General features: G+C 58.9%; 20 protein-coding genes. 7 read left to right on the top strand and 13 right to left on the bottom strand.

Annotated elements, in window-relative coordinates; all coding sequences use genetic code 11:
• The first annotated feature begins 105 nt into the window (after positions 1 to 105).
• Both HMPREF1206_RS11210 and HMPREF1206_RS06310 read left to right on the top strand, forming a co-directional pair.
• On the top strand, positions 106 to 390 hold the full coding sequence (locus tag HMPREF1206_RS11210; RefSeq protein WP_172620232.1) for a hypothetical protein: 285 nt from the start codon (positions 106 to 108) through the stop codon (positions 388 to 390).
• Entirely contained in the window at positions 308 to 1,516 is a 1,209-nt protein-coding gene (locus HMPREF1206_RS06310) for a hypothetical protein (protein ID WP_016422511.1), read from the top strand. Before HMPREF1206_RS11210 ends, HMPREF1206_RS06310 begins: the two co-directional genes overlap by 83 nt.
• On the opposite strand, the gene gltX is transcribed toward HMPREF1206_RS06310, so the two are convergent.
• Both gltX and HMPREF1206_RS06300 read right to left on the bottom strand, forming a co-directional pair.
• Complete coding sequence (gene gltX / locus HMPREF1206_RS06305; protein ID WP_016422510.1) at positions 1,500 to 2,987, bottom strand: glutamate--tRNA ligase; 1,488 nt, start codon at positions 2,985 to 2,987, stop codon at positions 1,500 to 1,502. The genes HMPREF1206_RS06310 and gltX overlap by 17 nt on opposite strands.
• A 56-nt stretch (positions 2,988 to 3,043) precedes the next feature.
• Positions 3,044 to 3,757: a TIM barrel protein gene (locus tag HMPREF1206_RS06300; RefSeq protein WP_042388617.1), complete on the bottom strand. Its 714-nt coding sequence runs from the start codon at positions 3,755 to 3,757 to the stop codon at positions 3,044 to 3,046.
• Between HMPREF1206_RS06300 and HMPREF1206_RS06295 the strand changes: the two genes are divergently transcribed.
• Both HMPREF1206_RS06295 and HMPREF1206_RS06290 read left to right on the top strand, forming a co-directional pair.
• Positions 3,756 to 4,478, top strand: coding sequence for an SDR family oxidoreductase (locus HMPREF1206_RS06295; protein WP_016422508.1), 723 nt, complete (start codon positions 3,756 to 3,758; stop codon positions 4,476 to 4,478). The genes HMPREF1206_RS06300 and HMPREF1206_RS06295 overlap by 2 nt on opposite strands.
• A 56-nt stretch (positions 4,479 to 4,534) precedes the next feature.
• Positions 4,535 to 5,767, top strand: a complete 1,233-nt coding sequence (locus HMPREF1206_RS06290; protein WP_016422507.1) for an isochorismate synthase MenF — start codon at positions 4,535 to 4,537, stop codon at positions 5,765 to 5,767.
• On the opposite strand, the gene HMPREF1206_RS06285 is transcribed toward HMPREF1206_RS06290, so the two are convergent.
• The 3 genes from HMPREF1206_RS06285 to HMPREF1206_RS06275 form a co-directional block, all read right to left on the bottom strand.
• Positions 5,764 to 6,552: a fumarylacetoacetate hydrolase family protein gene (locus HMPREF1206_RS06285; RefSeq protein WP_005509430.1), complete on the bottom strand. Its 789-nt coding sequence runs from the start codon at positions 6,550 to 6,552 to the stop codon at positions 5,764 to 5,766. The genes HMPREF1206_RS06290 and HMPREF1206_RS06285 overlap by 4 nt on opposite strands.
• Before the next feature lie 65 nt (positions 6,553 to 6,617).
• Positions 6,618 to 7,205, bottom strand: a complete 588-nt coding sequence (locus tag HMPREF1206_RS06280) for a 3'-5' exonuclease (protein WP_016422506.1) — start codon at positions 7,203 to 7,205, stop codon at positions 6,618 to 6,620.
• 7 nt (positions 7,206 to 7,212) lie between these two features.
• Entirely contained in the window at positions 7,213 to 9,087 is a 1,875-nt protein-coding gene (locus HMPREF1206_RS06275) for a DUF294 nucleotidyltransferase-like domain-containing protein (RefSeq protein WP_016422505.1), read from the bottom strand.
• Between the two features lie 61 nt (positions 9,088 to 9,148).
• On the opposite strand from HMPREF1206_RS06275, the gene HMPREF1206_RS06270 reads away from it, so the two are divergent.
• A complete protein-coding gene (locus tag HMPREF1206_RS06270) occupies positions 9,149 to 9,802 on the top strand; it encodes a DUF664 domain-containing protein (protein ID WP_016422504.1) in 654 nt (217 codons plus the stop codon).
• A 29-nt stretch (positions 9,803 to 9,831) separates the two neighbouring features.
• On the opposite strand, the gene HMPREF1206_RS06265 is transcribed toward HMPREF1206_RS06270, so the two are convergent.
• From HMPREF1206_RS06265 to HMPREF1206_RS06255, 3 genes are all read right to left on the bottom strand, one after another.
• Positions 9,832 to 10,848 carry a 3-isopropylmalate dehydrogenase gene (locus HMPREF1206_RS06265; protein WP_088611968.1) on the bottom strand — a complete coding sequence of 339 codons (1,017 nt, stop codon included), beginning with the start codon at positions 10,846 to 10,848 and terminating at the stop codon, positions 9,832 to 9,834.
• A 75-nt stretch (positions 10,849 to 10,923) separates the two neighbouring features.
• Positions 10,924 to 12,447 (bottom strand): HNH endonuclease signature motif containing protein, encoded by a 1,524-nt coding sequence (locus tag HMPREF1206_RS10805; protein ID WP_016422502.1) that lies wholly within the window; start codon positions 12,445 to 12,447, stop codon positions 10,924 to 10,926.
• Between the two features lie 201 nt (positions 12,448 to 12,648).
• A complete protein-coding gene (locus tag HMPREF1206_RS06255; RefSeq protein WP_016422501.1) occupies positions 12,649 to 14,163 on the bottom strand; it encodes an acetyl-CoA hydrolase/transferase family protein in 1,515 nt (504 codons plus the stop codon).
• Between the two features lie 289 nt (positions 14,164 to 14,452).
• On the opposite strand from HMPREF1206_RS06255, the gene HMPREF1206_RS06250 reads away from it, so the two are divergent.
• Entirely contained in the window at positions 14,453 to 15,529 is a 1,077-nt protein-coding gene (locus tag HMPREF1206_RS06250; RefSeq protein WP_016422500.1) for a GTP-binding protein, read from the top strand.
• Positions 15,530 to 15,680: 151 nt separating this feature from the next.
• Positions 15,681 to 17,183 carry an acetyl-CoA hydrolase/transferase family protein gene (locus HMPREF1206_RS06245; RefSeq protein ID WP_016422499.1) on the top strand — a complete coding sequence of 501 codons (1,503 nt, stop codon included), beginning with the start codon at positions 15,681 to 15,683 and terminating at the stop codon, positions 17,181 to 17,183.
• Positions 17,184 to 17,304: 121 nt separating this feature from the next.
• On the opposite strand, the gene serA is transcribed toward HMPREF1206_RS06245, so the two are convergent.
• The 5 genes from serA to HMPREF1206_RS06220 form a co-directional block, all read right to left on the bottom strand.
• Complete coding sequence (gene serA / locus HMPREF1206_RS06240) at positions 17,305 to 18,900, bottom strand: phosphoglycerate dehydrogenase (protein WP_016422498.1); 1,596 nt, start codon at positions 18,898 to 18,900, stop codon at positions 17,305 to 17,307.
• A gap of 238 nt (positions 18,901 to 19,138) precedes the next feature.
• The gene (locus tag HMPREF1206_RS06235; protein ID WP_016422497.1) at positions 19,139 to 20,863 is read right to left on the bottom strand and encodes a hypothetical protein; all 1,725 of its coding nucleotides are present in this window, start codon (positions 20,861 to 20,863) and stop codon (positions 19,139 to 19,141) included.
• 281 nt (positions 20,864 to 21,144) lie between these two features.
• Positions 21,145 to 22,161, bottom strand: coding sequence for a ketol-acid reductoisomerase (gene ilvC, locus HMPREF1206_RS06230; protein ID WP_016422496.1), 1,017 nt, complete (start codon positions 22,159 to 22,161; stop codon positions 21,145 to 21,147).
• 54 nt (positions 22,162 to 22,215) lie between these two features.
• A complete protein-coding gene (gene ilvN / locus HMPREF1206_RS06225; protein ID WP_016422495.1) occupies positions 22,216 to 22,719 on the bottom strand; it encodes an acetolactate synthase small subunit in 504 nt (167 codons plus the stop codon).
• A gap of 34 nt (positions 22,720 to 22,753) precedes the next feature.
• A complete protein-coding gene (locus HMPREF1206_RS06220) occupies positions 22,754 to 24,664 on the bottom strand; it encodes an acetolactate synthase large subunit (RefSeq protein ID WP_016422494.1) in 1,911 nt (636 codons plus the stop codon).
• Positions 24,665 to 24,877: the final 213 nt, after the last annotated feature.

Raw genomic sequence — 24,877 nt, 5'->3', positions numbered from 1 at the left:
CGATCGCAGCTCAAAGCTGATCCGCCCTTCAGGAGACACTTCGTGGTGAAGCGGCTGGCAAACAGCCGACACACACCAAAAAACCAGACCTGAAAGGCAGGCACCATGACTTCCCCAACAACGACGGCAACATCCGCCCCCATCACGCTCGAGCTGGAGTTCTCCGACATCACGGAGCAAATGAACGGCACCATCGGTCGCGTCATCGGCACTGTCACTATCCGTCAGTTCGCGAAAACCATCTCGGCCCTCAACCTCGACGCCAACCCACGCGTGTCCCCGCACCGGCCGCATCACCGATGCCATCATGGAAACCATCGACACCACGCCGGAGCTCTTCGCCTACAAGTCCAAGGGTGTGCTCCTGGCCTCCACTCAGTTCACCAGTGAAGACAATCTCTACCGCTTCACCTTCAGCAACCGTCGCATCGAAGGCATCCTCGACGGCGGTCACAACTCGCTGGCTATCGCACTGTTCGTTCTGGGCAAGCTCACTCCACCACCTAGCCGCAAAATCAAGACGTGGTCCGAAATGAAGGAGGTCTGGTCGGAGCGTACGGAAGAAATTGAGGAATTGCTTGCCGACGAAAGCCTCACCGAGCTCGATGCCCGTGTTCCGGTAGAGGTACTCGTGCCAGGTGCTCGGGACGAGGACACTGTGCAGGAATTCTCCGATGCACTGCTCGATATCTGTGCCGCCCGCAACAACAATGCGGAGCTCAAGGCGGAAGCAAAGCTCAATCGCGCCGGCTACTTTGACGATCTGAAGCATGCCCTGCCTCAGGGAATTAGCGACAACGTGCAGTGGCGCACCAACGATACTGGTCGACTAAAGGTGGGCGATGTCATCGCTATGGCGTGGATTCCACTGTCTTGTATTGACCTGCCGAAGGATGCCGACGGCAAGCAGATTGAAGCACCGACCCCCACCAGCCTCTACTCCGGCAAGGCCAAGCTGCTTGACCGCTTCGAGGATGTCATGAGCTCACCGGAGGTCACTAAGCCCAGCACTGAAAGCATCAATGAGCGCACCGAAGAGGTCGTTCTCTACAACGAGAAGGTCCGCAGCGCATTGAACCTCACGCGTGACTTCATCGATATTTTCGAGCGCATCAACGCAGAGCTACCCGATCTCTACAACAAAAGCGGCGGTAAATTCGGCGGCATCGATGCTGTTGACAAGGCCAATAAGAAGAATCCGCGGACTGGCAAGACTCCACAGAAGTACTCGAAGTTCTACCGCCAGCCCATCGGCTACGCGATTCCAGACGGGTTCATCTACCCGCTCGTGTACGCCTTTGCCGCACCGCTCAAGCAAAACGAGGACGGCACGGTCCACTGGGGAACCGACTGGCACGAGTTCTTCAACAACCACATGGGGTCGCTGGTCAAGGACTACCGCGAAACCTCCATGAATATGCTGAACCGCGACCCGCAGAAGGTGGGCAAGGAAGCGGGCTCTTACACGAACCTGCTTCGCTCAGCCCAGCTCGCGCTCTTTACTGAGCAGCAGTAAAAGGAGTGACCTCGAGCGCCTTGCGCAGTCGGCCCAGGCTGCGGCTGCGACCAAGCAGCTCCATGGACTCGAACAGCGGCGGCGAAACCTGAGCGCCAGTCACGGCCACGCGCACCGGGCCAAAAGCCTTGCGTGGCTTCAGCTCCAGGTCCTCGATGAGGGCCTTCTGAAGTGCAGTTTCAAGCTTCTCGGTGACGAAGTCCTCTTCGCTGAGCGGCTCCACAGCTGCAATGGTGGCCTCCAGGACAGCGACGGCGTCTTCCTTGAAGTTACGGCGTGCCGAGCGCTCATCGAAGGTGAACCCGTCCTCTTCCACAACCAGGAACTTCGAGAGGTCCCAGGCGTCGGAAAGCGTCTTCACACGGGTCTGCAGCAGCGTTGCCAGGAAAGCGAACTTATCCGCCGGGTAGTCGGCCGGGAAGTCAAAGTGGCTTTCCAGGTACGTGCGCAGACGCTGCTCGAAGTCCTTCGGATCGAGCATGCGGATGTGGTCCGCGTTGATAGCGTCGGCCTTCTTCTGATCGAAGCGAGCCGGGTTGGACAGCACATCGTGGATATCGAAGGCCTTGACCATCTCGTCCATCGTGAAGATGTCCTGGTCGCCGTCCATAGACCACCCCAGCAGTGCCAGGTAGTTCAGCAGACCCTCGCGGATGAAACCGTTATCGCGGTGGATGAAGAGATTGGACTGCGGGTCACGCTTGGACAGCTTCTTATTACCCTCGCCCATAACGAACGGCAGGTGACCGAACTCCGGGGTGAACTTGGCGACACCGATGCGCTTCAGCGACTCGTAGAGAGCGATCTGGCGCGGGGTCGATGGCAGCAGGTCCTCACCACGCAGGACGTGAGTGATCTCCATCAGAGCGTCATCGACCGGGTTAACCAGGGTGTAGAGCGGTTCACCGTTGGAGCGGGCAATAACGAAGTCCGGAACCAGGCCGGCCTTGAACTCGATACGACCGCGAACGAGGTCATCGAAGACAATGTCCTCGTCCGGCATACGCAGGCGAATCACCGGCTTGCGCCCCTCTGCACGGAAGGCTTCCTTCTGCTCCTCGGTGAGGTTGCGGTCATAGTTGTCGTAGCCCAGCTTCGGGTCACGGCCGGCGGCCTTGTGGCGCTCCTCAACCTCTTCAGCGGTGGAAAAGGCCTCGTACGCTTCACCGGCGTCAATGAGACGCTGCAATACATCGGCGTAGATGTCCTTGCGCTGCGACTGGCGGTACGGGCCGTGCGGACCGCCGACATCGATGCCCTCGTCCCAGTCAATACCGAGCCAATTCAGGGCCTCGATGATTGCCTGATAAGACTCTTCGGAGTCGCGAGCGGCATCGGTATCTTCGATGCGGAAGACCAGCTTGCCACCAGTGTGACGGGCATATGCCCAGTTGAACAGGGCGGTGCGGATGAGGCCAACGTGCGGGGTACCGGTTGGCGACGGGCAAAAGCGTACGCGAACATCTGACATGCTTTCCCACGATACCCGCCCTCCCACCTGCAGGCATGCATAGGGTTTGCATAGGGTTACAGAGCCCACTCCCCAGCCACTTCGCCGGCGTATCCGGCGGCTCGCAGCCGCTCAACCCAGCTGCGCAGTGGTGCCTCACCGGTGCCCGGCGCGCCGCGGCCTGGGAAATCGGCAATCTGGACGTGCGCCGGCAGGCTCACTCTTCCAGTCTCCACATCAGTGAGCCAAGCATCCACGTCGACGCCATTAGCTGCAAAATGGTAAAAGTCCGCGAGCACACCAGCACCAGTCTGTTGCGCTAACTCCTCGGCTTGCCAGGGATCTGTAATGGGGTAATCGCTCATCCCGGACAGTGGCTCAATCAATGCGCGAACTCCACTGAGCTCCAGCTGGGCAGTAATCTCAGTCAGTCTTTGCACCTGCAAGTCCGTTAGCTCCCCCGAGCGCCCCAGCAGCACGTTCGAGTATTTCAGCCCCGTGGCCCGCGCAATCTGGCTCACTGCCTCCAGGTGCCCCGCGGGCAGCCCATCCGTATCGAGCACTCCTCGCTGCCCCGCTGCCATGTCCCCTCCCCACAGATTCATGGCATAAAGACCAAGGCTGTCGTCAAAGAGGTCACAAAAAGCGGAAACCTCATCGGGTGCGGGCACTGCGAGGCCAAATGGCCACCAGAATTCCACGGCCGCGTAGCCGTCGTCACGCGCGGCGTTGACGGCGTCGTGCGGGGACATGTGTGCGTAGACCGTAGAACAGTTGATAATAGTGCTCATGACCAAAACGGTAGTAGTAACTGGTGGCGGCGCGGGCATTGGTCGCGAAATTGCTATGGCTTTCGCCTCCGATGGCTGGCACGTGCATATCTGCGGCAGGCGTATCGACGCGCTCGAGGCCGTTGCCGCCGAAGCGGACAACATCACCTTCTCCAGGTGTGACATCACCGACCCCGAGCAGGTCCGTGCGATGTTTGAGGACGCGCAGGTAGCTACGGGAACCATTGATGTTGCGGTGCTCAATGCGGGGCTGCCCGGCACGCCCGCAGAGTTCGGAGAGACCGACATTGAGGACTTCCGCGCGGTCATCGATACGAATGTGGTCGGCTCGTACCTATGCGCACGCGAGGCGTTCGCGCGAATGAAGGCGGGGCGCAAGGGGAAGACGGACCAAGCAGGCGGCCGAATCCTGGTCAACTGCTCTATCGCGGCGCAGGTGCCGAGAGCCCATACGGCGGCGTACGCGACGTCGAAAAGCGCGCTTGCCGGAATGACCCATGTGCTTGCCCTGGACGGACGCGAGTATGGCATTACGGCAACGCGCATTGACATTGGCAATGCGCAGACTGACCTATTGGGGACGTTCACAGGCAGCGAGCCAATGTTCGATGCCAAGCAGGCTGCGGAGACCTTCCTCTACGCCGCGAATCTGCCGGCAAGTGCAGTCATCGATCAGCTCACGATTACCGCTGCGGGTATGCCCTTTTTGGGTAGGGGTTAGCCTGCCCCTTAAACTGGAGCACAACTGGGTTTAGATTGAGGAGGCGGGTTAGGGCTATGTCCATGGAAAACCACCCCTCTCTGGGCGGCGGAAACGAAGAAGAGAAGCAGGAGAATTCTCACCCGTCGAACGACCCTGCAGCGACTCCGAAGCGTTCGACGCGCTGGGATACGTCCCGCCCGACCACCGCTCCGGACTTTTTGCTCTCCCGGGCACACGGCTCCATCCGCACGCAAGGTATTGAAGAGCAGCTTTCCGACCCCTGGCTCGCGGCCGAGGGACTGCACTCGGGCATTCACAAGATGGTGGTCGGCGCATTGCCCTTCGACTTGGACAAGCCCGCCGCCCTGACCGTTCCCCGGGAAGTCATCCGCTCCTCGCAGCCGCTGGAGCCACCCGCGCACTACCGTTGGAACGCACCGAAGCCCCACGCCAACATCGTCGCTTACGATCCCCCGCTCGACGAGCACGCTGAGCGCATCGCCGCAGCCATCCGCACAATCGAGTACTCGGCGCTGGAAAAGGTCGTGCTCGCGCGCGCCGTGGAACTCGAAATCGATCCCCCGATTGACCCGCTCCTACTCGCATCGCGGCTGATCGACGGATCCCCCAACCGCGATGGCTTTGTCGTGGATCTCTCCCCCGCCGGTTCCGATTATGAGGGCAAGTTGCTCATCGGTTCCTCCCCGGAGATGCTGGTCCGCCGTACGGGCGACATCGTTGAGGCGTTTCCCTTGGCCGGGTCGCTGCCGAGGTCCCGGAATGAAGAGGTGGACCGGGCGTCGGCCCGTCGTTTAGCGGACTCGCGCAAGAACCTAGACGAGCATGCCTTCGTCGTCGACGACATCGCCGACAACTTGGCGCCACTGTGCAGTTCGCTGGATGTTCCGGACAGCCCCGAGCTGATGAGCACCGCCGAGATGTGGCACTTGGCCACGCATATCCGCGGTCGGTTGAAGGATCCGTCGCTGTCCGCGCTGGATTTGGCGCTGGTGGTGCACCCGACACCAGCCATTTGTGGCACGCCGACGGAATCCGCCTTCGGCGTTATTCAGGCCGTAGAGACCAACCGCGGCTTCTACTCGGGCGCTGTCGGCTGGTGCGATGAGAATGGCGACGGTGAGTTCGTGGTCTCCATTCGCTGTGCCGAAATCGACACTGAGGGGTCCGTGGCACGACTATGGGCCGGAGGCGGCATTGTGTCGCACTCCGACCCAGAAGAAGAAGTCACGGAGACCAGCGCCAAGATGGGCACTGTACTCCGCGCTTTTGGAGTTAAGGGCGCTTAAGCCCGCTCCACCGGGTTGGCCAGCTTGCCGATACCCGGGATCTCAATCTCGATGCGGTCACCCGGGAACATCGCAGCGGTACCGGCCGGGGAGCCGGTGCAGATGACATCACCCGGCAGCAGCGTAATCGAGGCAGTGATGAACTCGATGATTTCCGGGATGGACATAATCATCTGGTTGGAGTTGGAATCCTGCTTGGTCTCGGTAACACCCTCGTGAGTCAGGTGTGCCTTGATTGGCAGCTCGTTGTAGTCCAGCTCCGTCTGGATCCACGGACCAAGCGGGCAGAAGGTATCGATGCCCTTTGCGCGCGCCCACTGACCATCGGCAAACTGCAGGTCACGGGAAGAAACATCATTGACGATGGTGTATCCGAAGATCACATCGTGAGCGTTTTCCTTCTTGACGTTCTTGCACGGCTTACCAATAACCAGTGCCAGCTCGCCCTCAAACTCGACGTTGGTGGCGAAATCCGGAATGCGAATCGGCGCTTCCGGGCCAATGACGGCCGTCGGCGGCTTAATGAACATCGTCGGCGGCAGCGATTCTGCCGACTTCTTGAACACCTCGGCGACGTGGTCAGCGTAGTTACGACCAATAGCGATGACCTTCGACGGCAGCATTGGGGCGAGCAGACGTACGTCGGCAAGCGGCCAGGAACGGCCTGTCTTATTCAGCTGACCGAAAGGGTGCCCTTCGATTTCGTGCAAAGTAACTTCATTGCCTTCGCCCTCAACGAGCGCGAAGCACATGCCCTCTGGGTGGGCGATTCGAGCAATACGCATAAAAATAGGGTACACGTCACATTGCGATAATTATGCAACGACCCCCACTCTCTATACTCTGCGCTCTAAACTCCGCGGGATTCCTGCGCAAGCCACACCAGCGCACAGGCCAGCGCATCGTTGAACGCATGATGGGCCTTAAAACGGGGAATGCCGTACTTGTCGCACAATGACCACAACCGCAGCTCATCACGGACCGGCTCGCGGTTGGCTCGCAGAATCGCGTCGTACTCGCGTGTCATAGTGTCCGCCACCGGCACATCAAAGCGCGCATCGAAGTACTTCCGGCACAACGGATCCAGGAAACCAACTTCCATCCGCGCGTAGTGCGCCAGCAACTTCCGTCCCCGTAGAGCGTCTAACAGCTTGCCGACGGCCACCTCTGCCTCTACCCCGGTTGCGACCATGTCGTCGGTAAGCCCATGCACCGTCGCCGACTCGCCGACGCTCACCTCCTCGCGCTCTGGGCGAATGAGAAGGTGTCCCGATTCTTCCAGTACGATGTCGCGGCCTTCGACGGCAACCCAACCGATGGAAAGCAGCTGATCCTTGGAAGGATCCAGACCGGTGGTTTCCACATCGACCGCGAGCCAAGCATTGTCGCGGATAGGGGTGTCCAGGAGTTTCTTGCGGGGTTTAAAAAACTTCAACATTGCGCGCTCACGACATCGCCCGGATGGGATACTTCGCCCCGAGGCTCTGCTGCAACTTGCGGATAACACCAAACGCATCGCGCAGGTGCTCGCGTTCCAGGCTGGAGAGACGCTTCGGGTAGATGTGGTTATTCGGCTGCTCGCCAGCGTTGAACTGGGCCTGCTGGTGATGAAGCTGCACCGTGCACAGGAACTCGAACGCATCCGCCAGATCCTGCGCACCCTGATGGCTCACGCTTCCGGCACCCGCACTCGCCGCCAAGCGTTCACGCGTCGACAGCTGTGGCAGGCCAGCTGCCACAGTAAATAACCGCGCCATCTGCACCACAGCAGCAGTTCCCCCCTTCTTGATGTCCAGGGTCTCTGCGTGCTCGCCGCCCTTTTCCAGCACCAGGCCACGGAAGAAGCCGAGCGGCGGCTCCCGCCAGGCCGAGAGCTTGGCCAAGTGCGCGTGCAGGCGCTGCGACCCCTGGGCCAGCGGCAGGTAGGCCGCACGAAGGCCCTCCACCAGTTGCACATCGCCCGCTACCGCTCGCATGTCGAAGAAGGTCTGTGCATGTAACAGGGCCTCCGCCTCCGGTGCCGTAATCCACCCGTGGAAAGTGCGCAGCCACTGCGACTTGGTCATCCGCCACGCAGGATTGCTGGCCATCATGTCCCCTGGACAAAGCGGATAACCGACTCGGTCGAGGTTGGTGCAAATCTCGTCGCTAAGCGCGGCGAAATAGTCAGCATGAGCGTCGGCGTCGTAATCGTCGGCGAGAACTAACGCATTGTCCTGATCGGACGCGAGCCCCATCTCTCCGCGCCCATGCGACCCCAGTACCGCAAAGGCATAGCTAACCGGTGGCGACCCAAGCTTTTCCTCCGCAAGCGCCACCAGGCGTCGGGTGACAGCATCGGCCACGGCGGTCAGCAGCTTGGCGACCTCCTCCCCCGAATCACCTCGGTCAATGAAGCGGCCGACGATTCGCCGTGCGTTCTGAGTAATCTCCGCAATCTCGGAGATATCGCTCTTTCGCGCTAACGTCGCCGTCGCGTACACGGGATCGGTGTGCAGACTGCGCAGGAGGTCGCCAATGACAATCATGCCGACCACCCGCGTCCCGTCGTGCACCGGCAGATGATGGTAACCGCGCTCAGCCATCAACAGCATTGCTTCAAAAACAAGCAGGTCAGGACTGATAGTCTCCGGGTTCTCCGTCATCACTTCGCTTACGAGACTCTCCGCCGGCTTGGCTTCTGCCAGCACTCGACGACGGAGGTCACGGTCAGTGATGATGCCGACGAGCGGGCTCTGGTTGGCGCCTGCAGACTCCATTACGAGCAAACTGGAGACATTCCGCTCCGTCATAATCTGCGCCGCCTCTTGTACTGTCGCATCAGCGCTGCAAGTAACCAGCGATGTTTCCATCAGGTCCGCAACCCGTGTGCGCAACGACTCCGATGCCGCAGTACTCCGCAGCTTCGATGCCACTGCGCGAATGCGCGCGTTTTCACCGCCGTAATAGCGCCGGACCTCTACGAACTGGTCATTGAGCTGGTCAAAGACCTCCTTGGAGATCACCAGGAATACGCAGTCCTCCACTGCCGTCATCGTGTACAGCGAGGGGTCACTGCTCAGCAGCGTCGAATAGCCGAAATGATCTCCCACATCTCGCCTGTCCAACAGCGTGCCAGCTGGGTCAAAGAGATCCACCATGCCGGAGCGAATAATGAAACAGCTGTTGTTATCCGCACCCGCCCGGATAATCTCCGTTCCACGACGGGCATAGCGCATGGTCAAAAGCGGTGGGATAGTCGCGCGCTCTTCATCGTTGAGGTCCGAAAAGGGGCTAGTATGGCTGAGGAAGTCTGCGATTTCCGCAAGCTCGACGGTCATGGGGTCAATTATCCCCTATTTTTGCTCCCAATAGGACTGATTTGCGGGAATACTCGACCTTATGACCAATTCCACACACAGCGCTTCAACAAATTCCGAATGGCCGCTCGACGCCCACATCCTCGGCAGGATGGACAAGCTCGCGGCACTCGTCGCCACGCTTGACGACGACACCTTCAATGCAACCCTCCCCATCCCAGCCATTAACTCCCTGGCCGTGCTGCTACGACATGTGACTGGATCCGCGAGGTACTGGCTCGAGCGCGTCTGCCTTGGGCGTGATTATGTCCGTGATCGCGATGGGGAGTTCTCTGCTCATTGCAGTGTTTCGGAAGGGCTGGAGATTTACCACCGTGACCGCGCGGCCATTGAATCCGCGCTGGTGGAGTTGCAAGGCGTGGACCGCGCTGGTGCTCCTGCTGTTATTCCTACCGATAAGGACCGTTGGTGGTGCGGCAGCATCGAAGGCGTGATCGTGCATGTCTTCCACGAGGCGGCTCAGCACCTGGGACATGCGGAGATTACGAGGGATGCGCTAGTGGCAGGACTGGGAGGGGATGATTCCGATAACGGCGCAGGAAGCTCATCCCCATACCCCCTTGACACCATCATCGATGTACTTCGCCAGGTCGGACATGCGTCGGACTTCATCGAGCACACCGCCGACGGTAAGACTCACATCACTACCGTCGATGGCAAAACTGTGATTGTCTAGCCTTCCCCCCCCCCTATTTTTTTACTGCGCTACTTCAAAGCAGCAGCAATGCGGTCGCCAACTTCAGTGGTCTTAATCGGGCCACTACCGCGAGTAGCCATGTCAGCTTCCACAGCAGCCTCGATGCGCTGGGCGTCTTCCTCACGACCCAGGTGGCGCAGCATCATGGCACCCGACAGAATGGCTGCCGTCGGGTCCGCGATCCCCTTGCCAGCAATGTCTGGCGCGGAGCCGTGAACGGGCTCGAACATGGACGGGTTGGTATTGGAGGCGTCAATGTTGCCGGATGCCGCCAGGCCGATACCGCCCGACACTGCACCAGCCTCATCAGTAATGATGTCGCCAAAGAGGTTGTCGGTGACGATGACGTCGAAACGCGAAGGATTAGTGACGAGGTAGATCGTCGCAGCGTCGATGTGCGAGTAATCGACATCTACCTCTGGGTATTCCTTAGCGACCTCATCGACCGTGCGCTGCCACATACCGCCGCCGTGCACCAGCACATTGGTCTTGTGGACAAGGGTCAACTTCTTACGACGGGTCATAGCCAGCTCGAAGGCATAGCGGACGACGCGCTCAGCACCGAAGCGGGTATTGACGGAGGTCTCGTTGGCAACCTCGTGTGGCGTGCCGACGCGAATCGCACCGCCGTTACCGGTGTAGGCACCTTCGGTTCCCTCGCGGACGACCACGAAATCAATTTCGCCCGGGTTCTTCAGCGGTGACTCGACACCCGGGAAGAGCTTGGACGGACGCAGGTTGACATGGTGATCCAGCGCGAAGCGCATCTTCAACAGCAGGCCGCGCTCGAGAACACCCGGAGGAACGTTCGCCGGGTCACCGATAGCACCGAGCAGAATAGCGTCGTGCTCACGCAGGGAGTCAAGGTCAGCGTCGGTAAGCAGTTCACCATTGCGCAAGTAGCGACGCGAGCCGAGGTCGTACTCGGTAGTGTCGAACTCGCCGATAGCAGCCTTGAGCACCTTCAGCGCCTCTGCCGTAACTTCCGTGCCGATGCCATCACCCGGGATGACGGCGATCTTCAGTTTTCCTGCCTCAGTCATTTTTTGAGATACCCTTCTCACTATATGGACGCAAATGAGTGTAGCAGAACCTAGCGCTCACTCCCCGTCACTGTCTGCGCGATTTTTACCATCTCCATCGTTTTCACAATCCACCCCGCCTACTGCTCTCTCCTTTTCCATATCCCGCCGCACCTTATCCACTAGGCCGCGGAGACTGTCATGCAATTTGCGACGCTTTTCATTGTGTTCAGATAGCGCAGCAGTCTTCTTTTCTGTCTGCGAGGCAAAGGTGTAACGACCATGCCCGGTGTGCTCTTTTTCCGACTGCGCAAACGGCCCTTCATCACAAGAGAGGAACGTCCAGGCTTCGGTCCCATCATCACCTCGAACAACTCGCCACATACCGGCAGTTTTGAGGTTGTGGTGCCGTCGACAGAGACAATGGAGATTATCTGTGTGCGTGACCCCTTCCTTTTGCCGCTCACCACCGGAAAGGCTGTGATCAAATTCCACAATATGGTCGATATCGCACTTTTCCGCGGGGACATCGCATCCAGGAAAACTACACACACCGTCACGGGCACGCACGAATGCACGCTGAGACTCGGAGGGCCGATACCCCTCAACCGCACTATCCCCCAGCACCCGCAATGTCGATACCCGCTTCAGCCAAGACTCGGCCACCAGCGAAGAAAGCCAACCTGCGCCAGCGAGCCACACTGGAGTGTTTTCCGGTTCGCCATCCTCCCCGGGAGAGAGCACTCGGAAGAGTTCCAGATTCACCTCCACCTCACAAGTACCGCGTAACGCATGCATGAAAGCTGCCGCGCGACTCACTTTCATCTTCTTAGCCACTGCGTCGATAATTGCAAGGGCTTCCACTGCATGATGCCGCTCGAGGACAGTAGTCAGTGTCGTAACTCCAGCGTCACCATGTTCATCAACTGCGATAAACTCCTTAGCCGTCATACGATCGCCGAAGTAGTCGAGAGCCGCAGCTTGAACCTCCCGTACCTCCTCCGACTCCACGGGATTATCCGCCGACTCTCCATCCGCCTCGACCTGGTATGCCGCCGCATCAATTGCAGCATCTACGGTCGCCTCCACATTCCGGGCCAGGACCCTATCAGCCTGCAACCCAGCGACATCCACATCACGTGGCCGCACTTCCGGAGCACACTCACCAATCACTCGCTGCACCCGCGTTGCCATCGCACGCACGCCACGGAGTGCCTCCCCGTCGCGCCTAGGCTTAACGACGTCCACGAGACCCGACTCCACTGCGTCAACCTTGTCATCGGCTACAGGTCGGGTATGTTTACCAAGCATTGCTAAATGCCTCATCGACAAATGCCCGCGCTCCTGACACATTTCCGCTAGTTGCGGCATACGTCCAAGCATGTAGCCAATTTCCATATATTTGTTCACTTCGGCGCGTGAGATTCCAAGCACCACCGACCAATAAGCCAAATGAGCTTCGACATCGCCATCATCTGGTGGTGCGACCCGCTGAGCGATAACCATCTGCAGACGATTAATCTCGCGCATCACTTCAGCGAGCGAATGAGCCCTCACCTCATGGCTGAACCGAAATTCCCCACACGATTCCAACTCTGACATTGCACTGTCCCCTCCCTAACGAGGTCCCCTAACGAACAGTTCTTTATCAATTCGCCCACACCATATCCCCCACCCCGGATTCAAACCGCTGCGCACCCCAAAAATCTCCACATTATTCGAACACTATTTCGAACTAAAGCCGAAAGAAAATCCCGCCCTACGACGCAAACTTCGTCGTAAAGCGGGAACCGCACTAGAAACCTAGTCGACCGGCTTCATGGAACCGTTTTCGAGGAAACGACGGTGGAAGTCATAAGAAGTACCCAGGTCATGCGGAGTATGCAGGTACGGGGTGGCCCTCTCAGCACGCTCAACGTATTCGAGCAGCGCCTCCTTGTACATCGGGTGCGCACACTTCTCAATGACAACACGGGAACGCTGACGCGGCGCCAGCCCACGGAGGTCAGCCAGACCCTGCTCAGTGATGATGACCATCACGTCATGCTCAGTGTGGTCAACGTGAGAGACCATCGGCACGATTGCGGAAATGTCGCCATTCTTAGCCAGCGACGGGGACACGAACGTAGAGATGTAGGCGTTTCGGGTGAAGTCACCGGAACCGCCAATGCCGTTCATCATGCGGGAGCCAGCCACGTGAGTGGAGTTGACGTTGCCGTAGATGTCAGCCTCAATCATGCCGTTGGTGGTAATCAGCCCCATGCGGCGGACCAGACCCGGGTTATTGGAGATGTCCTGCGGCCGCAGAACGATCTTCTCGCGGTAGTCAGCAGCATTCTCGTTCATACGAGCTGCATATTCAGGAGACAGCGAGAATGCAGTACCGGAAGCCACGGTCAGCTTGCCAGCATCCATCAGGTCGACCATGCCGTCCTGGATAACCTCAGTGAAGGAGGTCAGGTTCTCATACTTGGAGTCGAGCAGACCTGCGAGAACGGCGTTCGGAATGTTACCGACACCCGACTGCATCGGCAGCAGGTTCTCCGGCAGACGACCGGCCTTGACCTCCCCATCGAGGAAGTCGAGCAGGTAGCCAGCAATAGCCTTGGAGTCATCGTCCAGCGGCTTGAACGGCGAGTTACGGTCCTCGGCGTTCGTCTCGACGACAGCGACAACCTTATCGACATCGATCTGAACATCCGGAGTGCCGATGCGGTCCCCCGGGTTCACAATCGGAATCTCCTTACGGTTCGGAGGCAGGCCGACACTGTAGATGTCGTGCATACCCTCGAGGCCCTCGGACTGCCAGGAGTTGACCTCAATAATGATCTTCTCTGCAGCATTGAGGTAAGAAATGCTGTTACCAACCGAAGAGGAAAGAACCAGGGAGCCATCGGCCTTAATGCGAACAGCTTCGACCACGGCAACATTGACCGGACCAAAGAAGCCCTGCTCAGTCATCGGGCCAGAGTGCGACAGGTGAATATCACTATAGAAGGCATCGCCTGCATTGATACGGTTACGCATTCCCGGGTCGGACTGGTACGGCATACGCCACTCAACACCATTGGCCTTCGCCAGCGCACCATCAAGTTCCGGAGCGGTAGACGCGCCGGTCAAGACCTTAATCTTGAACTCGTCGCCACGCTCGTGAGCGGCCTCCATGCGCTCAGCGAGAGCCGGCGGGACAACCTTCGGGTAGCCAGCACCGGTAAATCCGGCAAAGCCCACCATGTCTCCGTGGTTGATGAACTGCGCCGCCTCCTGCGCGGTCATCACCTTGGATTTGAGACCAGCATGGGCAATACGATCTGACATGAATTCACCTTTCTATATCCCCCAACGCGACTATCGGGGGTAGCACTTCGAACACCAAAGCACACCCCCAACCCTATCAACGAAGCGGTTAGCGCCTTTCATTCAGATGCCCGAAAGCGCCCCCATTTTAGGCACATTCCATACGCCACTAAAGCCGACTACAACACCGTTTTATGCCCTACGTCACAACCAGTCGACAATCAGCCATGCGACACATTTACAACCCCTCACATAGCCCAATTCATGCACTAGTTATTGATAATCATTTTCAGTACGCTAATCTTGTCGGGTGACTTCTACCGAATTTTCTGATGGCACCACACAGACCACTCCCGTCACCGTACTGTCCGGATTCCTGGGCGCCGGCAAGACCACCCTCCTGAACAACCTCCTGGCAAACTCACAGGGGCGAAGAATCGCGGTCATCGTCAATGACTTCTCGGAAGTCAACGTCGACGCCGCCCTCATCGAGCAGGGCACATATCTCGAGCGCGGCGAGGACCGTTTCATCGAAATGTCTAACGGCTGCATCTGCTGCACGCTGCGAGATGACCTCGTGGAAAACGTCGGCAAGCTCGCGCGCAGCGGCAAATTCGAACACATCGTCATCGAATCCACCGGTATCTCCGAACCCATGCCAGTCGCCGCTACCTTCGAGTGGGAATTCGACGACGGCCGCCGCCTCGCCGACATCGCCCCCATCGACACGATGGTCACGCTCGTCGACGCCTCTACATTCCTCGACAGTCTCCGCCAGGGTCGCGCGCTGCCTGACGACGAACGCACGGTCGCCGACCTCCTCGTCGACCAGGTGGAATTCGCCGATCTCATCCTCATCACCAAATCCGACCTCGCCGGCGAAAAGCTCACCGGCGGTACCGAGGAAACGATCCGCGCAATGAACCCCCGCGCACGCATCGTCCGCGTGACTAACGGCGAAATCGCCACCTCTGCCATTCTCGACGCATCGCTTTACGACGAAGGTACCGCGGCCACTTTCCACGGATATGCAGAAGAACTTGCGAATCCCCACACGCCGGAGACTGAAGAATACGGCATTTCTTCGGTTGTTTTCCGAGGCAACCGACCCTTCGACCGCGAACGACTAATCAAGGCTCTCCGCGGCACAAAGGGGCTCGTACGATCCAAGGGGCACTGCTGGATTTCCGACCGCCTCGAAGTCGCCCACGTGTGGAGTCAGGCGGGGCCGAACCTGAAAATCACCCCTGCCGTCATGTGGGCGCAGACCGATGTCCCACCATCCAATGAGGTCGTACTCATCGGTGTGAAATTTAACCCAGAGGCCACACTGCAGGCATTCGAGGATGCCATGCTGACTGACGAAGAAGTGCGGGAATTGCTGTAACAAAGCCCCTGGAAGAGCGCCGATAAACGACCAGCTGAAGCGATCAGGGTGTCATAAATCACTTCTCAACCTGCGGGTGTGGCAACACACTGTTAGCGCATGCTAGGTTAGGCGACAAAACTAAAGTCGAACAGTCTATCTAGGAGATGACATGTCTGATCGCATCGCACATGCCGGTTTGCGCGGCAAGGTAATGACCGCCGACGAGGCTGCACAGTTTATCAATCATGGTGATGCCCTCGGCATCTCTGGCTTCACCGGTGCTGGCTACCCGAAGGCCCTGCCGACTGCGCTGGCAAACCGTGGCAAGGAACTTCACGCCAAGGGTGAAGAGTTCGCTGTCGACATCTACACAGGCGCTTCCACTGCCCCAGACTGTGACGGCGTGATGGCAGAAGCTGACATCATCCGCTACCGCATGCCGTACCAGGGCGATCCGGCACTGCGTAAGTCCATCAACTCCGGCAAGGCGAAGTACCAGGACATCCACCTCTCCCACTCCGCGCTGTACATCGAGCAGGGCTTCCTGCCGATTGACGCCGCAATTGTTGAGGTCACTCGTATTACGGAAGATGGACACCTCGTTCCGTCGTCAAGCGTTGGCAACAACGTCGAGTGGATGGACAACGCTGACAAGATCATCATTGAGGTCAACTCGTGGCAGTCCGAGGAACTCGAGGGCATGCACGACATCTACCGCATTCAGCACCTGCCTAACCGCACGCCGGTGCCGATCAACGCCCCGGGTGACCGCATTGGTACCCCTTACATCGACATCAACCTGGACAAGGTTGTCGCAGTTGTCGAGACCAACGCGCCGGACCGCAACTCCCCGTTCAAGCCGTTGGATGAGACCTCGAAGGCTATTGCCGGCCATTTCCTCGACTTCCTCGAGGGCGAAGTTCGCGCGGGTCGCCTCGCTTACGACCAGTACATCATGCAGTCGGGCGTCGGTAACGTTCCGAACGCCGTGATGGCGGGTCTGTTGGACTCCAAGTTTGAGAACATCAAGGCCTACACCGAGGTTATTCAGGACGGCATGATCGACCTGATTGACGCAGGTAAGATGACCGTCGCTTCGGCTACCTCCTTCTCCCTGTCTCCGGAAGCGGCCGAGCGTATGAACAACGAGGCTGCTCGCTACCGCGAGAACATCATTCTGCGCCCGCAGCAGATTTCTAACCACCCGGAGGTTGTCCGTCGCGTCGGCCTAATCGCCACCAACGGCATGATTGAGGCCGACATCTACGGCAACGTCAACTCCACCCACATCAACGGCAGCCGCATGATGAACGGCATCGGCGGTTCCGGTGACTTCACCCGTAACGCCTTCGTTTCCTCGTTCATCTCGCCGTCGCTGGCGAAGGACGGTGCGATTTCGACTATCGTTCCGTTCGCTTCGCACATTGACCACACCGAGCACGACGCCATGGTCATCATCACCGAGCGTGGATTCGCTGACCTGCGTGGCCTGGCACCGCGTGACCGCGTGGCGAAGATGATTTCCGTTGCACACCCGGAGTACCAGCCACTGCTGGAGGAGTACTACGAGCGCGCGCTGAAGACCGCTCCGGGCATGTCTACCCCGCACGACCTGCGTACTGCCTTCGACTTCCACGTCAACATTATTGAGAAGGGCTCGATGAAGGGCTAGGCAGTAGGGCTACGGCTGCATAGATTAGCTGGGAAACAAAAATCCCCTCCATGCGGAGGGGTTTTTTCATGCAGTAGAAGCTGCGCTAGAGACTAGCTCTAAAACGCCTAGGCGCTCAGAACTAGTCCAGCTCGAGCTGCAGAGCGTGGGTAGCGGAGATCTCCTCGGTAATCTTTCCGACGAGCTCCTCCGGAACCTCCTTGGAAACGCGCAGCACCAGGATGGCAGTCTGATCTGCTTCCTGCGGAGACAGAGCAGCAGCCTCGATGTTGATGCCGGACTCACCCAGGGTGGTAGCAACGCGACCCAGAGCGCCCGGAACGTCCTTGTACAGCAGGAAGAGGTTACGGCCCTGAGCGCGCATGTCGATGCCGCGGCCATTGATACGGACAATCTTCTCGACGCGGTTCAGGCCAGTGAGAGCACCAACGACGGTAGCGGTGGAGCCATCAGCACCGATGACCTTGACTTCGAGAACGGAGCGGTGGGAGACGGACTCCGGCTCGGTCTCGACAGTGAAGGTCACACCACGCTCTTCTGCGATACGCGGAGCGTTGACGAAAGTGACCGGCTCTTCCACCATGAGGGAGAACAGTCCACGGATTGCTGCCATACCCAGAACGTTAACGTCCTCAGTGTGCAGCTCACCGCGAGCGGTGACCTCAACAGCGGCCGGAGCGCCCTCGAGCAGACCGCCAGCAACCAGCCCCAGCTCACGAGCCAGCTCGAGCCACAGGGCCACCTCTTCACCGACAGCGCCACCGGAAACGTTGACAGCATCCGGGACGAACTCGCCAGCCAGTGCCAGCAGCACGGACTTAGCGACATCGGTACCCGCACGGTCCTGAGCCTCAACGGTGGAGGCACCCAGGTGCGGAGCACAAACAGTTTCCGGCAGACCAAACAGCGGGGAATCCGTGCACGGCTCGGTCGCGTATACGTCGAAGCCAGCACCGCGGATGTTGCCTGCCTTGATCGCGTCGGCAAGCGCCTGCTCGTCGACGAGACCGCCGCGGGCAGCGTTGATGATGATCTGGCCCTTCTTGGCCTTGCCCAGGAGCTCAGCATCGAACATGCCAGCGGTTTCCTTGGTCTTCGGCAGGTGGATGGTCACGAAATCAGCGCGAGCCATCAGGTCTTCCAGCTCAACCAGCTCAACACCGAGCTGAGCAGCACGGGCCGGGTTCGCGTACGGATCGTACGCAATGATGTTGGTCTCGAAAGCAGCGAGACGCTGCGCAAACAGCTGGCCGATGTGACCGAAACCGACGATACCGACGGTCTTGCCGAAGATTTCGACACCCTTGAAGGAAGAGCGCTTCCACTCCCCCTCACGCAGGGACGCGTCCGCAGCCGGCAGCTGGCGAGCGGTGGCCAGCAGCAGTGCGATTGCGTGCTCACATGCAGAGTGAATATTAGAGGTCGGAGCGTTGACAACCATGACGCCGCGCTTGGTAGCGGTATCGATGTCGACGTTATCCAGGCCAACGCCGGCGCGACCGACGATCTTCAGATTCGGAGCAGCCTCGAGGACTTCCTGATCCACGGTGGTAGCGGAGCGGACGAGAAGTGCGTCAGCATCACCAACCGCAGCCAGGAGCTCAGCGCGGTTCGGGCCATCTACCCAACGGACCTCAACGGAATCCCCCAATGCGTCCACAGTGGACTGTGCCAGCTTGTCGGCGATGAGGACAACGGGGCGAGCGTTCTGGCTCACAAGCATCTCCTGGTTTGTCTCGAAAAGTTTATGCAGTATGTGCGGTGTCACTTAAGAAAACTACTAAAGCGTGCACGCGCATTACGTCTCATCATAAACTCTGGGGGTGAGACACGGGGGGACTTACCTAAGCAAAACGGCGCTTACTACCCTTTGTTTAGGGAGTAAGCGCCGTTGCCCCCGACATTCAAGTCGGCAAATATTTCGCGTTATATTTTTATTTCTGCTGGCCTATAACCTACTGGTACGTAACCAACCACGGACGCGGCTCGATGTTCATGGTCTCCTCAGGAGTAAACATCGGCTGATCCTCGTCGATGAAGTTCTTCCACGCCTCGAAAATCTCCGGCTGCAAATCCTGCAGCATGACGTTCCAGGTCTCAAACTTCTCCTGCGCGGTGCCATGGCCGTCGGCATGCAGAACGAATGCGAGCTCCGGGTGCGACAGATCCAGCGTCTCACGGTCGCGAATCATCTGTAGCTGGAACTGGTGCAGCATCAGCATCTTCTGCGGAAGGTTGTTCTTACGAGTCAGCTCAGCCAGCCAATCAGCAACGCGGTTAACCTCTTCAGCCTTAACGTGACCAACCTGGGTCGCCGGAACCTGCCCCGGTTCCATCTTCCACTCCGGGTCCAGCGCCAGACCGACGTTTGGCATCTTCAGCAGTTCTTCGTAGAACTTGGCCTGGTCCAGGAAGTCTGCACTACCCGGCTGCAGGTCGATGATGACGTAGCCGCCGGCCTTGGTCATGGCCTCGACGTACGGCTTCAGAGTCTCAACCGGAGCTGGCTCGGAGTAGTCACCGCGTGGACCCGGGTCAGCCTGCGCGACCGAAGCGATAATCTCGAAGGCCGGCAGTACCGGGTCATCAGCGAACTTCTCGTACTGCTTGACGTAGTCCTTCGCACGTGCGACGGCATCTTCCGGATCATCCTCGCCCATCACGCCCAATGGAGCGACACCTGGGTGACCATACGTTGCAATCAGATGACGACCGGGGAACAGCAGTGTGCCTCCACCTGGCAGCTCCTTAACCTTGTCATCTTTGGCAAGCTCGATGGACTGATCAAACTTGTCCTTATCGCCGAAAACCTTACCCAGAGCAATCAGGGACTCGCCGTCGCGAGCAGCAGAAATCGACTCAGAGGTAGCACGCGCGTCGCCCACCGGCAACCAACTGACCTTCAGGCCAGCGGCGCGGGCCGTAGCAATGGAGGCCAAACCGGTACCCGGTGCGGCCAGTGCCAATTTGTCCTTGACCTCCTTCGGAGATCCCTTCGGCAGGGTGACGCTCTCCTGTCCCTTGTCGTCCTGCCCATCGCTGGCGCGATCCTGAGCCTCCTGGTTGGCTACCCCATCCTTCGTTGCATCGCCCTCGACGACAGTTGGCTTCTCCGGATCCATCTCAACGACAGCGCGAGTCGGCTTCGACTCCGTCTTCTTGAGAACCTTAAACTCGGTACCGACGAGCTCCTTAAGGCCATCGGCCGTACCCGGATCCGCAATGATCTGACGGCCCTCTTCGCCAGTCAGGTCAACTGCCCCCACAGTAAGGACTGTCTTTGCGCCCAGGCGGTCGATCTCTTTTTCCACATCGGCGATATCGGCGCCAGTATCACGGCCACGAGCATCCTTCTTCGGGCTCTTGGCAGTAGTGTCATCTTCCGCATCTTCGGCAGAACCAGCCACTAGCATCGGCAGACCAGCAGCAACCGCGATGCCTGCCGCTCTACGCTGCTCAGCAGAGCCAGCCGAGGAAACAACAACCGCTTCCGAACTGTCGATCAGGCTTTCCGACGCTGCGATGTCGTCGCTAAGCACCGTCGATTCAGCGTCCACCTTCTTCGTGGAAACAGCGCTGTCGGAATTACCACACGCGACCAAGGCGCTTGACCCCAACGCCAGGCTGACCGTCAGGGCAACGGTCGCCGTCACGCGCCGCGTCATTGCGGATACTCGCACATTTACCTCCGTGAAATGATTTGATTTCAACGATTAGACTATCGAACGTCTTTGTTGAGGGAGACCTTTCAACCCAGATTAGAACCCCGGATAGGACTGGGGCTACACCCATTTGGCAGTAGGTGCTTTTATCTCGGACGTTTATCTCAGTCGTTTACCCCACACGTTTTCAGCGAAAGAAAACTAGTAAAAGAGATACGAAAAGGGCCTCATCACGGCGGTGAAGCCCAGTGATGAAGCCCTACTTCGCGAATAAGCGAGACATTCGCTCAGCAACAAACTTAGGCAGTCTCAGCGCGAGCGTCGACCTTAACCCAGCTCATCAGGTCGCGCAGCTTGGAGCCGACCTCTTCAATCTGGTGGTTGTTGTAGGAAGCGCGCAGGTCCTCGAGCTCCTTGTTGCCGCCCTCGACGTTGGCAATCAGGCGCTTGGTGAAGGTGCCGTCCTGAATGTCGGACAGGATCTCGCGCATGTGCTGCTTAGTCTCAGGGGTAATGACACGCGGGCCAGACAGGTAGCCACCGAACTCAGCGGTGTCGGAGACCGAGTAGTTCATGTTGGCGATACCACCCTCGAACATCAGGTCAACAATCAGCTTCAGCTCGTGCAGGCACTCGAAGTATGCCATCTCCGGCTCGTAGCCAGCTTCAACCAGAACTTCGAAACCGACCTTGACCAGTTCCTCCGTGCCGCCACAAAGAACAGCCTGCTCACCGAAGAGGTCGGTCACAGTCTCTGCCTCGAAGGTGGTCGGGATAACGCCAGCGCGGGCGCCACCGATAGCTGCAGCGTAGGACAGAGTCAGGTCGCGGCCCTCGCCCTTCGGATCCTGGTCAACAGCAATCAGGCACGGAACGCCCTTGCCATCGACGAACTGACGACGAACCAGGTGCCCCGGGCCCTTCGGAGCAACCATACCGACGGTGATGTTGTCAGCCGGCTTGATGAGGTCGAAGTGGATGTTCAGACCGTGGCCGAAGAACAGCGCGTCGCCGTCCTTCAGGTTCGGCTCGATGTCCTCGCTGTAAACCTTTGCCTGGGTGGTGTCCGGAACCAGCACCATAATGACGTCTGCCCATGCAACGGCATCTGCGTTGGACTTAACCTCGAAGCCAGCTTCCTGGGCCTTCACAGCGGACTTGGAACCTTCACGCAGACCGATAACAACCTCGACACCGGACTCGCGCAGGTTCTGAGCGTGAGCGTGGCCCTGGGAACCGTAGCCCAGGATTGCGACCTTACGTCCCTGGATGATGGACAGATCAGCATCGTCGTCGTACAGCAGTTCAATAGCCATTAAAATAAGCCTCTTTTCGAATCGGATTCGTTAAAAAATCTTAGCGTTTAGTTGTTAGCGGGTCTGGAGCATCGGCTTCGGCCCACGTGCCATTGCGACGGTACCGGACTGAATGAGCTCACGGATACCAAACGGCTCGAGGACCTCCAGCAGGGCTACAAGCTTCGAGCGCTCACCCGTCGCCTCAATGATGACAGACTCTTGAGAAACGTCCACCACACGGGCACGGAAGAGATTGGCGGCATCGACTACCTGCGGACGATTGGTGTTGTCGCAGGAAACCTTCACCATCAGCAGTCCGCGCGACACCATGGCCTCTGGGGGCTGGCGGACTACCTTCAGCACGGGCACCAGCTTGTTGAGCTGCTTAGTAATCTGTTCGATCGGCAGCGTCTCCGTCTCAACCACGACGGTGATGCGGTTGACTCCCTCGGTCTCAGTTTCACCCGAGGTAATCGACTGGATGCTGAAACCTCGACGGGTGAACATGCCCGCAATGCGGACCAGAATACCCGGCTCATCGAGGGTCAACACGGATAGAGTGTGCAATTCAGCCATTTTGGGACTCACTTCCTGTTGCTTCGGATCCCGATTAGCGGGTCTTCATGGACGGGTGGTTAGCGTCGGGCTGCTTCGCGGCGTCCTCGGCGTTGTCCACAACAGTGCCGTGGATGTCAGCCGGGGTCTCGGCCGCTGAGTTCTCATCGTTGAACAGCGGGCGCAGACCGCGGGCGTATTCGACCTCATCATTGGACTTGCCAGCTGCCACCATCGGCCACACCTGAGCATCCTCACCGACAATGAAGTCAATAACCACCGGTCGGTCATTAATCTCGCGTGCCTTCTTAATTGCGGCCGCGACATCTTCCTTCTTAGTCACGCGAATCGCCACGCAGCCAAGTCCCTCGGAGAGCTGGACAAAGTCCGGCAGGTAGGAGTTGTCCTCCGGGCGCAGCTTGGTGTTGGAGTAGCGCTGATCGTAGAACAGCGTCTGCCACTGACGAACCATGCCCAAGTTACCGTTGTTGATCAAGGCAACCTTGATGGGGAAACCTTCCATTGCACAGGTGGTCAGCTCCTGATTGGTCATCTGGAAGCAACCGTCACCGTCAATGGCCCAGACTTCCTTTTCTGGAGCAGCCGCCTTGGCGCCCATCGCAGCCGGAATCGAGTACCCCATCGTGCCGGCACCACCTGAGTTAAGCCAGGTGCGCGGGTTCTCGTACTGGACGAACTGCGCTGCCCACATCTGGTGCTGGCCGACGCCAGCGGCATAGATGGCATCTGGGCCAACGATGTCGGACAGAGTCTGAATTACAAACTGCGGAGCGATTGCACCATCAGCGGGCTCTTCCCACCCGAGGGGGAACTCGTCGCGGAGACCGTCGAGAAGCTTCAGCCAGTCGGCAATCTGCGGGCGACTAAGACCGAGCTTGATGTAGGACTCGCTAAGTGCGGCAAGGACCTCGCGGGCATCGCCGACGATGGGAACATCAACTTCGCGGAGCTTGCCAATCTCTGCCGGGTCAATGTCGGCGTGGATTACCTTCGCGTTCGGCGCGAAGGAATTCAGATCACCGGTAACACGGTCGTCGAAACGCGCGCCGATAGTGATGAGCAGGTCGGACTTCTGCAGAGCAGCGACGGCGGACACCTTGCCGTGCATACCCGGCATACCCATGTGCAGCGGGTGCGAGTCCGGGAATGCGCCGCGAGCCATCAGCGTGGTCACGACTGGAACCCCAGTCTGCTCGGCGAACTCGACCAGCTCCTTGGAAGCATCAGCCTTAATGACACCACCACCGATGTAGAGCACCGGACGCTTGGCTGCAGCAATCATCTCCGCGGCTTCGTCAATCTGGCGCTGGTGCGGAGTCGTCACAGGACGGTAGCCCGGCAGATCAATCTCCGGCGGCCAGGTGAAGTCGATCATCGTATTCTGGAGGTCCTTCGGGACATCGACCAGAACCGGACCTGGACGGCCAGAAGAAGCCAGGTGGAATGCCTCAGCGAGCGCGCGCGGGATGTCCTCAGCTTCGGTGACCATGAAGTTGTGCTTAGTGATCGGCATGGTCACACCGCGGATGTCAGCCTCCTGGAAAGCGTCAGTCCCCAGCAGCGGGCGACCGACCTGACCGGTGATAGCGACAACCGGAACGGAGTCCATCTGAGCATCCGCGAGTGGGGTCACCAGGTTAGTAGCACCCGGGCCGGAAGTCGCGATACAGACACCAACCTTGCCGGAAACCTGCGCGTAACCAGTGGCAGCGTGGCCAGCTCCCTGCTCGTGACGCACGAGGACGTGGCGGAGCTTTTCCGAGTCATAAATCGGATCGTAGAGCGGAAGCACTGCACCACCGGGAATACCGAAGGCTACCTCGACACCAAGCTCTTCAAGGGATCGGACAATGGCTTGTGCACCAGAAATTCGCTCGGGGGCGCTGGTGCGCGCCTTAGCCGCGAATTGGGCGGGCGATGGGGTGTGCTGCTCGTGCGCGTTCACGATTTCGCTCCTGGATCATGGTGGGCAACTACTCAACACACATTCACGCAAAGAAGCTACGAATGTGGCGTTGGCTACAACCCTAACGTCCACATAGTGAGAAGTCAATCCCGCCAATTGGACACTCCACCCGCATCACACCCCGGACACCCACCCGATTCCAACGAGAACCCCACCCCAACTTTGGGAATCACTCTACCCAGAAACTCCCCG

Origin of the sequence: Corynebacterium sp. HFH0082 (assembly GCF_000411235.1) — a bacterium.
In the GTDB taxonomy this organism is placed as follows: Bacteria; Actinomycetota; Actinomycetes; order Mycobacteriales; family Mycobacteriaceae; genus Corynebacterium; species Corynebacterium jeikeium_D.
Note: the sequence above shows the minus strand (reverse complement) of the source record. Positions and strands in the feature narration are given on the sequence as shown.